This is a genomic window from Pseudomonas putida, from assembly GCA_041879295.1.
Classification (GTDB): Bacteria; Pseudomonadota; Gammaproteobacteria; order Pseudomonadales; family Pseudomonadaceae; genus Aquipseudomonas; species Aquipseudomonas putida_Y.
In genome coordinates, this window is sequence record CP047153.1 from 33,593 (window position 1) to 46,157 (window position 12,565).

Here is a 12,565-nt window from a genome sequence, read left to right on the forward strand (position 1 = left end):
GTATGCATTGATGGGAGTCTAAGATACATAACACGTATTGACAATACTGGATGATGACAAAGAAAATCCGCCAGAGCGCGCCTCCTCGGCGCGGCTATACACAACCCCCCGGCGAACGCTTAAACAATGGCTATACACAACCCCCCCTCCATCGACGATTTCGAAGAGCTTCGGCGCAAAGGCAAGGAGTCGGTCGACACCGCCGTCGACTACCTGATTCGAATCGATCAGATCCTGGTCCGCATGGGCGAATTGCTCTACGTCATGCAGCCGTTCCAGACGGGGCGCATAGGGATCGATTTCAACCAGCACCGAGGCCAGTCGAGGCCATTCGTACGGGTGTACCGAAAGCTCAAGGCCGGCAAGGGGAAATGGATGTCTACGAACGTGAGCCACAAAGGCCTCACGAAGAGAGTGAAGCGAGCCCGAGAATTCGAGCCCAATCACAAGCTTGTTCTGAGCCTGTGCGAAAGGGTTTCCAAACTCTTTGACCTCAGAGCCGAAATGCACGAGCGCGTACGAAATATGAGCCATGGCGTAAAGCTGACGCTCAAGGCCAGAGAAGATGATCTGGCATCTCTTGAGTCTCTGGTGGGCAGCATGCTGGACCAAGTGGAAACGAAGTTCGAAGGAGAGATCGACGTGGATGAGTAATCCCTAATCAGTTTCGCGAAGGCCTTGTCGATCAACGTCGGCAGGGCCTTTTTTGTGGCTGAGCGTGACCAGAAACTATTCGGTGACAGGCCAAGTAGGAACCGGGCTATGGGCAAAGCGGACTAGAAGCAAACCGGTGTTACGCGTTGTGTGACTCTGCGGCTTTGGCGAAGCCAACTAGAAGCAAACCGGTGTTATGCGCAGTGGGATCCCGCGGCTTTGGTAAAGCGGACCAGAAGCCTACCGGTGATTTGGCGAAGTCTTATCCGGGCTCTTGCTGAGCGTAGTGTGATCCGGCCGCAGAGAATTGCTTTTGCATTCGGTGGTGAGCTGACTTCTATCCGGGCCTGGCGGTGTTTGACCCGAACTGCCTCGCGCCCGCTCCCTTAATCTAATTTAATTCTCTTCATTCATTTTCTCTTATTCCGGTTGCACCATCGGCCTCATTCTGGCGCCGGCACTTGTGTCGCATTCTCTTTTTCCGCTGCTCGTTGTTCCACTCCTCGTTCTGCAAGTTTGGTTTGGGTGCCTGTCGTGTGGCTGGCTGTTGTGGATCTGCCAGTTCTTTCTGTGCCGCTTGTGCCTCTGCACCCGCCGGCTCCCTTCTGCTGATGACGTATTGGGTTCATTCTTCTTCTGTGGATTCTCTTTTCTCTCTTCTCTTCTTCATCTCCATTATTTCACTGCAACTTCCAGCGTCGTCTGCTGTGCGTGGGAGCATGAGTGGTGGAATCTTATTGTTCTCGCACCAGTTCCAGATGTTGAATTGTGCCATCGCTAGTTTGGGGTTTCGTTGTTGCGCTGCCGTATTGGCATTTCATTGTGCTGGCGCTTGTTTTGCTGGCGCAGGTTTGGCGCTTTTGCTCCTGCCGACAGCATAACCATTTGTGCCTTTTGCTACGCCCCGCGGCCGGCGCTCAACGGTCAGTCCCGGCAGGCTGCGTCAAGCGAAACAGTCCACCGGCAGTCGGTGGCGACCCCAAGAAGGATCTGACGGGGGAGGAGAGCGACGGGCTGAGAAGGATGCGACGGGGGGAGGAGAGCGGCTGGCTGTGCAGGGGCTCGATGCTGGGTCCTGCAGCTGGCCTCCGATGATCGGTCGCGGTCGGTGGTGGGCGGTGTGAGACCTGTTGCTGCGGTTTGTGATCCTGGCGTGGCCGGCAGAGTGCGATACCCGGCGGCCGGTGGTGGGTGAAGCTGGATCTGTGCGGGCGGTGCTCGATCCGACTCGCAGCGTGTGATGCTTGGCTGGCGGTGGGTGGTATGTGACCTGCCTGGCGAGGCCGACCCGGCTGCTCTCCTGGTGCCGCTTGTGACCGGGCAGGCGGGTATTGACGATTGGCTGGCGGTAGTCAGCACCTGGTGCCGAGTGGTGGTGCTTTGGCTTGGTCGGATTCGTCTCAGCTCAGGCTGCTTGGAGCCGTTTTTCTCTGTTCGGTGTCTCGTGGGTGGGAAGCACTTCATTGCCTCCATGATTCTCAGCTCATTGCATGTGTGCATGCCCATAGGCGATTGCGGCCCGGGGTATCTCTGCCAGCGAGCGCCTCCCTTTTCGTTGCTGGGCGGCGTATCGGCGCCGACGGGGCCGGCTTTTATGGCTTCGCATGAGCATAAATGGTTGTGCTGCGGCTTTCCGCTTTTGCCTCTCCTCGGGCATAAATGGTTGTGCTAGCGGCCAATGCTTTTCTCGCTACAGAGTCATAAATGGTTGTGCCTGTATTCGTAACACGTAACTATAATTTGTCTTGCATCCATACAAATCTATAGGTATCGTGGAGCCATAAATGGTTGTGCCAAGGAGCCACCGAGATGAACAAGTCCTTTGTGATGAAACAGGTTGGGAAGGGAGCTGGGTCGATCGCTCTGGCAGTAGCAGCCTGTCTGCTTGCTGCATACGTTCGACACGCCTTTGGTGGCTGGGCTTTCGCCGGCTCGTTGCTCCTGGTCATCGCAGCCAGCATTCCGATGGTCCTGTTCTTCAACCTGTTTGCTGACCCAAGTGTGAAGTTCAGCAAGAAGGAGCGGCTGATGGATCAGGAAGACCCTCACTGCATCTTCAACGACAGCCTCAACATGTTCCGCAAAGACGACGACTGATTCACCACTCGCACCTCAAGGAGGCCGGCAATGGCCGCGAAAGCTTTCACCCCAAACAAAGACCAGGCTGTTGCCCTGGGCAGTACCGCCAAGCGCTTGCTGATCCGCGCCAAGGCGGGCGCTGGTAAAACCTCGCTGCTCATCGAGCACGCCCTGCGGTTCCCAGCCCACCGCCTGCTGTATGTGACCTTTGGCAAGGCCAACAAGGAGGACGCAGCTACTCGCTTCCCTTCCAATGTGACCACCAGGACCAGCCATGGGCTTGCTTGGGAAGTCGGCGGCCAGTTCAAGAAGGTCGGCAAGCAAGGTGATCTCCACCCATCCCAGCTGGCCAAGCAGTACGGCATCCCAATGGCGTTCGCTCGCCACCTCTACGTCACCTTGCACAACTACATGGTCTCTGCAGACCGGGAGATCCTGGCAGCGCATGTGCCGGCACAGATCGTTGGCCATGACCGTGAGAAAGCAGCGGAGTGGGCGAAGGTTGTTTGGGAAGACCTGCAGCGCCTGCGCCAATGGTCTCGCGGGTGCGGCGATAGCCAAGACGAGCGTGCCGAGTTCCTGGAAACCGCTCATCTGCGAATGCCGCACGATGGCTACCTGAAACTGTGGAGCCTGGGTGACCCTGACCTGAGCCACCGCTACGACCAGATCCTTCTGGACGAGTACCAGGACACCAATCCTGTCTTTGCTGCGGTGATCCTGCGCCAGAACTGCCCGCTGCGTTTGGCCGGTGACGACTTCCAGGCAATCTTCGGTTTCCGCGGTGCCTACAACACCTTCGAACCGTCGCAGTTCGACCAAGTCGTATCGCTGAGCGAAAGCCACCGTTATGGCGCCGGCATCGCCGAGCTGGCCACCATGCTCTTGCGTGAGTTCGCCGGCGAGCAGGAGCCAGTGCGGAGTTCACGCCATGAGCTGACTACCCGCTTCGCCGTCGACCGCACCAAGCCGTACGCGATCATCGGGCGCACCAATGCGAAGCTGTTCGCCAGTGCTGTCCAACTGCTGGAAGGCCAGCGTCTGCACTTCGTGGGTGGCGTCAACGAGTACCCGTTCGACAAGCTGGTAGAAGTCCACCACCTGCGAGCCAACACGGGTGTACGCCTGCGCGACCCTTTGCTCAGTGCGTTCCGCTCTCTCCAGGATCTGGAGGCTTATGCCAACGACACCGATGACAAAGAAATCCACGCCCTCATCAGTGTTGCCAAGCAGTACGGTGATCAAATCCCGAGCCTGGTACAGCGGATCAAGGATGCTTGCGTCAGCGACATCAATGACGCGACCGTCATTCTGTGCACTGCCCACCGCTCGAAAGGTTTGGAGTTCCCGCAGGTCGTTCTGTTGAGCGACTTCCTCAACCTGATCACCGATGCCGGCCTGCCGCTGGTGCTGGATACCCCTGAGCTGCGCCAAGAGCTCCACCTGCTGTACGTGGCACTGACCCGTGCGATGGAATCCATTGAGGTGAATGAGCAGATCCAGGCAGTTTTGCGTTACTGCGAGGCCGCTGGGGTGGTGGGTGAAGCGGTACGACCTGATGCCAAGTACACCGAACAAGCGGGGGGGCTGGTGCTGGTTGTGAGCCCTGAACAAGAGGCCGAGACCTTCTCTGCGATCACCGGCGTGGGGGCGCTTTCCAAAGTGGCTGAGCTTGTCGGCGCCGACGCTGCCCTGCTGTTCGAAGGCGATGAGGTTGAGTCCCGCATCGAGCTGGCGATCCTGCGTCATGCGGCACTGACTGCGACCGCGATTGCGGGTGTCGTGGGTGTCTCCGTATCCCGGGCGGCCGATACCGTGGCCTCGATGGTGCGTCAGGGTCGCCTGCATGGTGGCCTGTTCATCGGTTGCCCTGATATCACCGGCCGCCTGGTCTGTGACTTGCACCTGGAAGTTGCCTGATGCATTACCTACTGATCGGAGCAGGGCGCGAGCATGGCTGACGATTTCATCCGGATCTTCTACCGCCGGGACGCGGGCGGGAAATCCAAAAAATCATCCGTTTCCATCGACCCGCTGATGTTCGAAATTTTCGTCAAGATCAAAGGGAGCATCGCCGAGGCCCGGGACACCCTGCGGGAATGGGCGAAGGCTGCAGATACGGAGCGTACCGACGCGAACTACCGCATGGGGAACTCCCGCATTGTTCAACAGCGGATGTCCCAGGAAATTCTGGACATGGTCAATGAGGGCATGGCTGCTCGGGCGGTTAAAGAGGCGACAGCCGCGGGCGAGGTGAAAGGCCGGGGTTCTCGACGGGGCAAGCGGGCCGTGGGTGTCGAACCCTCGCAACAGCTGCCGGCGGTCACCGGGCACCTCTCGGACGACCACGTCTAGCGACGTTGCTGGCGCTCATGATCGTTCCAGGCGGGGCGGGCTTCGAATGGTTCGTTTGTGTGATTGGTCAAGTCGGCGCGCATGATTGCGGGACGGTGACTTGCTTTGGCTACGGGAGGATTGGAGAGAGGTGTTGCACGACACGAGCGTGTCGCTAAGGGAGGATGACTCACCCTAACGGTTCCACGCCCAACGAGCAATACCCAGGGCAGGTTTGTTGATCGGCGGAGGCGCGTGCTCCTCCCGAGCTGGAAGCGAAATCACATTTACTTGACCAACATCACAGGCGGACTACACGCCATTTTTTAGCCAGTGTGCGTATTGGTACGCGTAAAGAATCTATTTAGGAGTAGGTATGTCAATTCTCAACAGCATGGATGGAGTGCTTGTTCCCGCGCTGGTGATCTGCGCCTTTGCGTATTTCGCCATTGCGATGCTGAAGCGCCGCAAAGGCTACTCGACCAAGCATTACCAGTGCATCCCCCTGCTCACCGAGCGCGAGCAGGACTTCTTCTGGCGGCTCAAGGAGGCGGTACGCGACGACCTGGTCATCGCGCCCCAGGTGGTCTTCGGCGCCTTCATCAAGGTGAAAGCCACCGCCATGACCGACAAGAACCACGCACGGCATATGGTCGCCCACAACCGCTGCGACTTCCTGCTCTGCGACAAGCAGCTCAAGCCGGTAGCGCTGGTCGAGGTCGACGACTCCACGCACAACAGCGGCAAGGCCAAGGCAAAGGACCGGCGTCGCGACGAGCTGATGAAGGCCGTCGGGGTCACCGTGCATCGGTACCGCGGGATGCCGTCGGCCAGAGACATTCGCAAGGACCTGAAGCTGTAGAGCTCAGGACCTCTCATCCACAATTAGAACTCAGAAGGTGATCACCATGAGTGACTTCGATTCATCCAGCGAATACTTCGCTCGCGCAGAAGCTTCGGCCGGCGAAGGAAAGCTGACTTTCCGGGGGCTGTTCCTCGCGTTGCTAGGGCTGTATGTCATTGCTGCGGCAATCAGCATCGGCGTCTTGACTTTCAAAGTACCGGTCAGTGCTGAGGATCTACAGCATGCATCCTGGCTGGTGCACGCCCCCTACTTGCTCCCCTTTATCTCCGGCGCATTGTTGATCATAGGCTTCGCACTCGTGCTTCAGTTGATTAGCCCGATGACCCTGAGCTTCGGTGTGCTCATGATCAGCTTTATCGGCGCCGTTTCCACTGAACCGAGTGTCTCACTGCGCAGTGCTGTTCTGGCTGGGGAAGCGAAAATCGGCTGTTACGATTACAGCTTGCTCGCCTGTACCGAGATGCTGGGGTTACCCAGTCGCGCAGCCAACCTAGATCAGCCGGCCCAGCCGAGTGTCCACCAATTCATCCCTGTCCAAGCGATGGCCTTCGTTCGAGCTCCGTTCGATGTGTTCAAAGCGGATGAACTCAACCAGATGCTCGATACACAGCGCCTGGAAGTGAAAGGTGAGATGCGCAAGGGCCTGAAAACTCAGCCCGACACCCTCCCCACATCCGAAGCGACGAGCTCAACAGGTGAGCATCATGAGTGACCACGATTCTTCCAATGACTACTTCGATCACACGCCGGGGACGGCAGGCGAGGGATCACTGATCTTCGCGAGCGTCTTCATGGCTGCGGTGGTGGGGTACGTCGTGTTTGCGGCAATCAGCACCGCCGTCCTGAACTTCAAGGCTCCCGTGAGCGCCGAGGACCTGCACCTCGCTTCCTGGTTGGTGGTTCCGCCATCGCTGTCGTTCATCTGCGCATTTTTCAGCTTCATGTGCATCATGGGTGGCGCCCTGCAAACCTTCAGAGGCAGCTCTTTGGGACTGTTCCTCATCATGATTGGTGTGCTTGCTATGCCCACCATCTTCCCCAGCGTCTCGTTCCGCAGCGCCGTGCTGGCAAGCGAGGCGAAGGTCGGCTGTTACGACTACACGAGCCTTGCCTGCACCAAGATGCTTGGCCTCCCCAGCAGCGCGACATCCGATCAGTCGAGCAAAGTTGAACGCAAGACATCGGCGCCGATCGAGGTGATGGCTTTCCTGCGAGCACCTTTCGATGTGTACAAAGCGGACCAGCTCAACCGAATGCTCGATGCCCAGCGCCAGGAGCTGAAAGAAGAGATCCGCAAGGGCTTGCACAGCCAGGAAAACACGCCCCCTACATCCCTAGTCACTAACCCAGCAGGTGAGCATTATGAGTAACCAGGAATCCTCCAGTGAATACGTCGACCCTGCGCCAGGGACGGCCGCCAAGGGGCCTCTGATCATCGCAAGCCTGCTACTGGCCGTGCCGGTGCTGTTCGTCGTGTTTGCCGTGATCAGCGCAGCCGTTCTGAACTTCAAGGCTCCTGTGAGCCCCGAGGACCTGAAACATGCCTCGTGGTTGGTAACTCCTCCAACCCTCTCGTTCTTTTTGTCCGGTGTCAGCGTCTTCGCGTTCGTCATCGGCGCCTTTCGCGCATTTATGGGCAGTGCCTTCGGCCTGGTACTGATCATGGCTGGGATTGTGAGTGGTACCACTATCTTCCCGAGCGTCTCTTTCCGCAGCGCTGTTCTGGCAGGTGAGGCGAAGGTGGGCTGCTACGACTACACGAGCAGCGCCTGCACCAAGATGCTGGGCCTTCCCGACGCCGCGGCCTCTGAGCAGTCGAGCAAAGTCGAAGGCAAGACATTGGCGGCGATCGAGGTGCTGGCGTTTGTCCGGGCTCCGTTCGATGTGTTCAAAGCGGATCAGCTCAACCAAATGCTCGATGCGCAGCGCACCGAACTGAAGAAGCAGTTGGACGCTTACGCCGAGTAGTCGGTGAAGTCTCGGGGTGGCCGGTGCCGACCACCTCCGAATCTAAGGCTCCACCGAACAAGGGGTGGAGCTCTAATAGTTAACTGGATGCGCTGAGCACCAGCCATAAGGAATCGAGATATGAAATCGCTGTTCGGGATCGTTTTTGGTTGGTTTGCAGGGGTTGCGCTCGCGGGGGCAATGATTGGTATCGTCGGCCTGTTCGATGCCGGGGTTGAACACTTAGGGTTCACTGAAGCCACAGCCAGGTACTACATCCTTAGCCTGATGCTGTGTATCACCATGCTGGTAATGTCCAAACCTGCGCGACGTCAGTGGAAGTTCATGGGGCTGTTCGGTGTGGCCCTATTCTTGATCATGGGAACAGGACTGACCCAGGTAATCGAACCGGTACCTGCAGGTGACCAGGTTGAGCAGATCCGAGCTCAGCTGGATGCCTTGGGCGTCCTCGGGGCTAAGGCTGTCATGTACCTAGCGCCAGGAGGTCTGGTGTTGTTCTACACCTTGATGGCTTACATGGGGATGCGGGAAGAGCAGGCGAAGAAGCGGGTTTACCTGACCGACTAACGGATTGACGGCGGCCCAGCTGTTTTAGGCAGCCAAACACACAGAACAGAAGGGAGTTAGGCGATGCATAAGCCTGGGTTGGACGCAACGAGTGGTGTTGACCGAAGCATGGTTTACAGGGGGCTGGGCGCAATCTGCGTGGCCCTGGGGTTTTTTTGTATCGGCCCCATGGTGATCGATCAGCAGCTGGTGAACATCGCTCTGAACATGTCGCCAGAGAAGACCGCTGTGATTATGCTGTCGGCGGCCGGTGTGGTGCTGTTCCAGAGGGGATTCGCCGGTTTCATCGTGTTGATGCTGGGATTCCTGGTTGCTGGGGCGGCGTGTGAGCGGTTCTACGCTCAGGATGCGGTTACGACGATGGCGGTGGTAGGTTTTCCGTTCCTCATGCTTGGGGTCGGCGTGCTCATCTTCAACCCTGCTCACTGAGCTTCGCACAACCCAAAGCCCGCCGCGCATCGGCGGGCTTTGTTGTTTGAGGCAGCGGGGGTGGCTATGGGTTTCTACGGGCAGCGAACCGTTGAACCCACTTCTCGGATCTATCTAGGCGGTCAAGAAGGTCTTTCTTGGGTTTGCAGTCTTGATACCCGACTGAAACGGTCTGCCTGACTACCGCTAGCTCTGCCAGGACGTCTGCTGCTCCTCTGATGGGGGTAGGGGAAGGTGAGTAGTAGTCCTGGCGCATCTGCTTGTCGGGAAGCTCTGCATCTTCGTACTCTTCCTCGAACCATTTGTTTAGGGTCATGCGGACATCGAGAAGCCCTGACGCAGAGTTAAATATCATTGAGAACGGGAGATTCTCCAAGATAGGGCCGACTTGTATGTGCTTATCCAGGTCCATGCGGCGAGCCGGCCGCCATCGCGAGTGAAATCCTGGCTCACCGGGACCACAAGGCACAGCTCCATCCTGCTCAATCCCTTGCGGGGGCGGCATTATCCTCGCACGCTTCTTTTTTCCACTGAGCGCTCTCGCTGGACTGATGAATTGGCTGTTGTATGCCTCAGTGTTGTATGTCCACTTCTCAGCTTGTAACCGGACTTCGAGGGCCTGGAGCTTAATGGCCGTACGCGCAATTAGACAGGCTGAGACCGAGTGGAGGCGTGGGACGTTGCCGGCCGAGTAGACCCCTCGCCATTTAATCCCAACTGTATGAAACTCGTGCTCTTCAGCCCAGTCGATCTCTTCACGGGTTAAAGGCGGATATGGCTCATCCAGAATGACAATGCACTTCGACTCATCGTCGTACCAGGTAGACTTGTGATCCGCTTTCTTTGAGAGATTCAGGCTTGTGCCATAGGTTTCGTTCGCAAATGGGGCTCGGAAACCTGTCGCAGCTATGAAATTTAGAGCGCGTGCGGCTTGTTGCGCCATCCTCAGACCTTCGTGCTCGCTATAAGCATCCCCCCTGAGCTCCAGATGGTCAGGGGCTTCCAATCGAAAACCGTATAGGTAGGCTGTCCTTTCTAGGGCGCTTCCTGGGACGATGTCTTTCAGGGGAAGCGGCAGCAGGAATGACAGGGTGGTCCGCCCCGATCGAAGTTCAGGTCCACGTTTGAAGGGTTCTGGGCTCTCGCCGTGTTCTTTCCAGTAGAAAGAGACAAAAGCCTGGTGCAGTTTCTGTGCGGTACCTAAAACTGACTGGGCATGCCGGAGGTTCTGGAAGCCAGCCTTTTGCGCAGCTTTATCAAGGGCAGCATGATGAGGAATGCTCTTCTCTTGCTTGATTAATTTAGCTACGCGCTTGATACGCGCAACGGTGGTAGGTCGAGTGTGTTCGGTTGCCACGATATCTCTCCGGCCCTACTTGTTGCTGCGTCACCCGTCCACCGCTATGCATCAGGGCCAAAGTTATGGTCCGAATCTTGAGTAGCTGGCAGTGCTGCTCGTGCAGCTTCGCGATGACGGGTAGCTGGCGTCTGCTGGGCGCCATGGGAGATTGTAAGCTGCGTTCTGTGTGTGTGACTAGACCAAACACACAGACGGACCACGCACTACAGGCCGGCAATCACCTATAAAAGAAATCACCTCACGCGACGTATAGGTACGTGTGGTGAATTAGATTTGCCATTATGATGTAGGTCTGAAGGCGGCCCTCGGTATCCCAGGGCCTCATGTAGCGATCCTCAGCGGATCCAGGGGAGGGGGCATGGCCAAACAAGATGAGATGACGAATCGATCCATCGCGATCCTGATCAATCTGTCTGCGGGCTTGGATGAAGCCGGCATCGAGTGCGGCGATGAGCGCGTACCGCTCACCGCACACCTGCGCCTGGCCGCCGCCGCCGGCGCCGCCTCGTTATCCCAGCGAGCCAAGCGGTCGACGCCGTTCTCGAACCAGACGAATAGTCCGCATGTGAAGTTGGTCAAGACCGCTGCTAACTGGCTTGACCAGCTGAAGGTGGTCAAAGGGTTCCACGGAGACGTCTCGGCTGCCGAGTTTCTCGGTGTCAGCCAGACCCAGTTCTCCCGCTGGCGTACCGGCAAGGACCTCCTGGACAACTACCACGCCTGGCAGATCGCAGCAGCGTTGAATGTGAACCCGATGGTGGTGATCGGCAGCGTTGGTTTCCACCACTCTCGCGACACTGATCGCACCAGGTGGTTGGCCATGCTTTCAACGGTCCTTGATTCGGAGCTTCCTGCGGTACCTGCGCTGACGCCGTCGGCGCCAGCCCGGGCAACTGAGCAGGTGCAGCAACAGCAACAGCAACAGGCACCTGCGCCTAGCAGTACTGGCGCTGAGTCGACCGCCCAAGGCAGCAAATGGACAGACGAGGAAGATCAGCGGCTCGTTGCGAGCTACCGTGACGGCTCGGCGATCGACGTTCTGGCTACGGCTCACAGGCGCACTCCCAAGGCCATTTTGCTGCGACTGAGCAACACGCACCGCTTGATACCGGCTGAGCAGCTCGCAAGCTTGTGTGAGCTCTACGGGGTGAACCTGAACAGTCCTGGGAACGGGCGCAAGACCGAACAGAGAAAGGGCTCCCCGCGGCAGAGAAGGGGGAAGGCCAAGGAACATGCTCCAACGGTGTTCCTTTGAGTGATCTGGTGCCTGAGATCAGCTGCTGGCGCTAGGAGTACAAATGTACTCCTATCGTGCAGGTGGCACTTTGGCGACTCGACCAAATGTGCCACGCGGATCACCAGAAACTAACGATGGCACATTTCGAATGGCGCCAGCCCAGTGTTTACAGGTTGGAAATGGCGGTTCCGCAACAAACACTAGCGATGGCACATATCGGCGCCATCGGGACAACTAGCACAACAGAGGTGGCCATGAACAAACCCCAACTCCCAGAAGCACCACCCCGGCGAACGCTGCTGCAGCGGCTCTTCGGCGCTTGAATTGGGCAGAACTTGATTAAGGTCTGGGTGACAGAGACAGGTAGTTACGCCTTTGGCCAGGTGGTTACCGAGACGAAGGTGAAACTCGGTCGATACACGGTGCTGCAGTGGAAAACATACAGAACGCCTGATCTTGATCGAGAAGAATAGGGGCCAGCGCTATAGCCGGCCTTTGCTCGGCACTGGGGATCCCCCTCTTGTTCAGTGTGCCTTGCTGGTCTGGGCTTCGTTATCTGCGGGTGTTCCCCATATCGAGTTGACCAGTGAACGCGATGGCGCTGTCGGCCTCGCACCTACTCAATCCTGCTACTGACAGAAGTCAGCAACGGAGATCATTGATGCGCACACCCAACGAACAGGATTCACCCAAACTGATGGCCAGGTCGATCGAGCTGATCACCGACCGAGACGAGAAGTTCTCTGAAGTCGTTACCAGCATGGGCAGCTACGGCAACAAGTCCTTCCAGGAGGCCTTCAAAGCACAGTACCCCGAGGACTGGGCGACGATCGAGCGAAGCTACTCGTTGTCCGGGCTCCACTATGGCGAAGAGGGACGGTTTGTCGATGGGGAATGGACCTTGATTGCGATCGAGCCTTCACCATCTGCGCTGCTGGACGCGCAGTACTGCGACTACCTGCGGAACCCACCCTTTTAGCGATCGGTTGGCATGCACCGCACTTTGGTCCGGCACGCTGCCCGGCCGATTAACGCTACACCCACTCCGGCCATGTTTGGCCGGAGTTTTTTT

At 57.8% G+C, this 12,565-nt stretch carries 12 protein-coding genes and 1 pseudogene; 12 read left to right on the top strand and 1 reads right to left on the bottom strand.

Annotated elements, in window-relative coordinates; genetic code table 11:
• Positions 1-126 precede the first annotated feature (126 nt).
• From GST84_26475 to GST84_26520, 10 genes and pseudogenes are all read left to right on the top strand, one after another.
• A complete protein-coding gene (locus GST84_26475; GenBank protein XGB15868.1) occupies positions 127-654 on the top strand; it encodes a hypothetical protein in 528 nt (175 codons plus the stop codon).
• Between the two features lie 1,809 nt (positions 655-2,463).
• Positions 2,464-2,751 (top strand): hypothetical protein, encoded by a 288-nt coding sequence (locus GST84_26480; GenBank protein ID XGB15869.1) that lies wholly within the window; start codon positions 2,464-2,466, stop codon positions 2,749-2,751.
• A gap of 30 nt (positions 2,752-2,781) precedes the next feature.
• A complete protein-coding gene (locus GST84_26485) occupies positions 2,782-4,653 on the top strand; it encodes a UvrD-helicase domain-containing protein (GenBank protein ID XGB15870.1) in 1,872 nt (623 codons plus the stop codon).
• A 33-nt stretch (positions 4,654-4,686) separates the two neighbouring features.
• Entirely contained in the window at positions 4,687-5,088 is a 402-nt protein-coding gene (locus tag GST84_26490) for a hypothetical protein (GenBank protein ID XGB15871.1), read from the top strand.
• A 373-nt stretch (positions 5,089-5,461) separates the two neighbouring features.
• On the top strand, positions 5,462-5,929 hold the full coding sequence (locus tag GST84_26495; GenBank protein ID XGB16075.1) for a DUF2726 domain-containing protein: 468 nt from the start codon (positions 5,462-5,464) through the stop codon (positions 5,927-5,929).
• Between the two features lie 46 nt (positions 5,930-5,975).
• Complete coding sequence (locus GST84_26500; protein XGB15872.1) at positions 5,976-6,644, top strand: hypothetical protein; 669 nt, start codon at positions 5,976-5,978, stop codon at positions 6,642-6,644.
• Positions 6,637-7,224, top strand: a pseudogene (locus GST84_26505) (hypothetical protein). Before GST84_26500 ends, GST84_26505 begins: the two are co-directional and overlap by 8 nt.
• 70 nt (positions 7,225-7,294) lie before the next feature.
• Positions 7,295-7,900 (top strand): hypothetical protein, encoded by a 606-nt coding sequence (locus GST84_26510; protein XGB15873.1) that lies wholly within the window; start codon positions 7,295-7,297, stop codon positions 7,898-7,900.
• A gap of 120 nt (positions 7,901-8,020) precedes the next feature.
• Positions 8,021-8,467: a hypothetical protein gene (locus GST84_26515; GenBank protein ID XGB15874.1), complete on the top strand. Its 447-nt coding sequence runs from the start codon at positions 8,021-8,023 to the stop codon at positions 8,465-8,467.
• Positions 8,468-8,530: 63 nt separating this feature from the next.
• Positions 8,531-8,896 (top strand): hypothetical protein, encoded by a 366-nt coding sequence (locus GST84_26520; GenBank protein XGB15875.1) that lies wholly within the window; start codon positions 8,531-8,533, stop codon positions 8,894-8,896.
• Positions 8,897-8,960: 64 nt separating this feature from the next.
• On the opposite strand, the gene GST84_26525 is transcribed toward GST84_26520, so the two are convergent.
• On the bottom strand, positions 8,961-9,839 hold the full coding sequence (locus GST84_26525; GenBank protein ID XGB16076.1) for a hypothetical protein: 879 nt from the start codon (positions 9,837-9,839) through the stop codon (positions 8,961-8,963).
• A gap of 709 nt (positions 9,840-10,548) precedes the next feature.
• Here GST84_26525 and GST84_26530 point away from each other — a divergent pair.
• The gene (locus GST84_26530) at positions 10,549-11,511 is read left to right on the top strand and encodes a transcriptional regulator (protein ID XGB16077.1); all 963 of its coding nucleotides are present in this window, start codon (positions 10,549-10,551) and stop codon (positions 11,509-11,511) included.
• Positions 11,512-12,154: 643 nt separating this feature from the next.
• Positions 12,155-12,472, top strand: coding sequence for a hypothetical protein (locus GST84_26535; protein XGB15876.1), 318 nt, complete (start codon positions 12,155-12,157; stop codon positions 12,470-12,472).
• The last annotated feature ends 93 nt before the right edge of the window (positions 12,473-12,565 follow it).

What these genes read in the sequence shown, in the direction of transcription:
- GST84_26480 (XGB15869.1), top strand. Translation starts at nt 2,464, where the DNA reads ATGAACAAGTCCTTTGTGATGAAACAGGTTGGGAAGGGAGCTGGGTCG.
- GST84_26495 (XGB16075.1), top strand. Translation starts at nt 5,462, where the DNA reads ATGGATGGAGTGCTTGTTCCCGCGCTGGTGATCTGCGCCTTTGCGTAT.
- GST84_26485 (XGB15870.1), top strand. Translation starts at nt 2,782, where the DNA reads ATGGCCGCGAAAGCTTTCACCCCAAACAAAGACCAGGCTGTTGCCCTG.
- GST84_26490 (XGB15871.1), top strand. Translation starts at nt 4,687, where the DNA reads ATGGCTGACGATTTCATCCGGATCTTCTACCGCCGGGACGCGGGCGGG.
- GST84_26525 (XGB16076.1), bottom strand. Translation starts at nt 9,839, where the DNA reads ATGGCGCAACAAGCCGCACGCGCTCTAAATTTCATAGCTGCGACAGGT.
- GST84_26535 (XGB15876.1), top strand. Translation starts at nt 12,155, where the DNA reads ATGCGCACACCCAACGAACAGGATTCACCCAAACTGATGGCCAGGTCG.
- GST84_26520 (XGB15875.1), top strand. Translation starts at nt 8,531, where the DNA reads ATGCATAAGCCTGGGTTGGACGCAACGAGTGGTGTTGACCGAAGCATG.
- GST84_26510 (XGB15873.1), top strand. Translation starts at nt 7,295, where the DNA reads ATGAGTAACCAGGAATCCTCCAGTGAATACGTCGACCCTGCGCCAGGG.
- GST84_26515 (XGB15874.1), top strand. Translation starts at nt 8,021, where the DNA reads ATGAAATCGCTGTTCGGGATCGTTTTTGGTTGGTTTGCAGGGGTTGCG.
- GST84_26475 (XGB15868.1), top strand. Translation starts at nt 127, where the DNA reads ATGGCTATACACAACCCCCCCTCCATCGACGATTTCGAAGAGCTTCGG.
- GST84_26500 (XGB15872.1), top strand. Translation starts at nt 5,976, where the DNA reads ATGAGTGACTTCGATTCATCCAGCGAATACTTCGCTCGCGCAGAAGCT.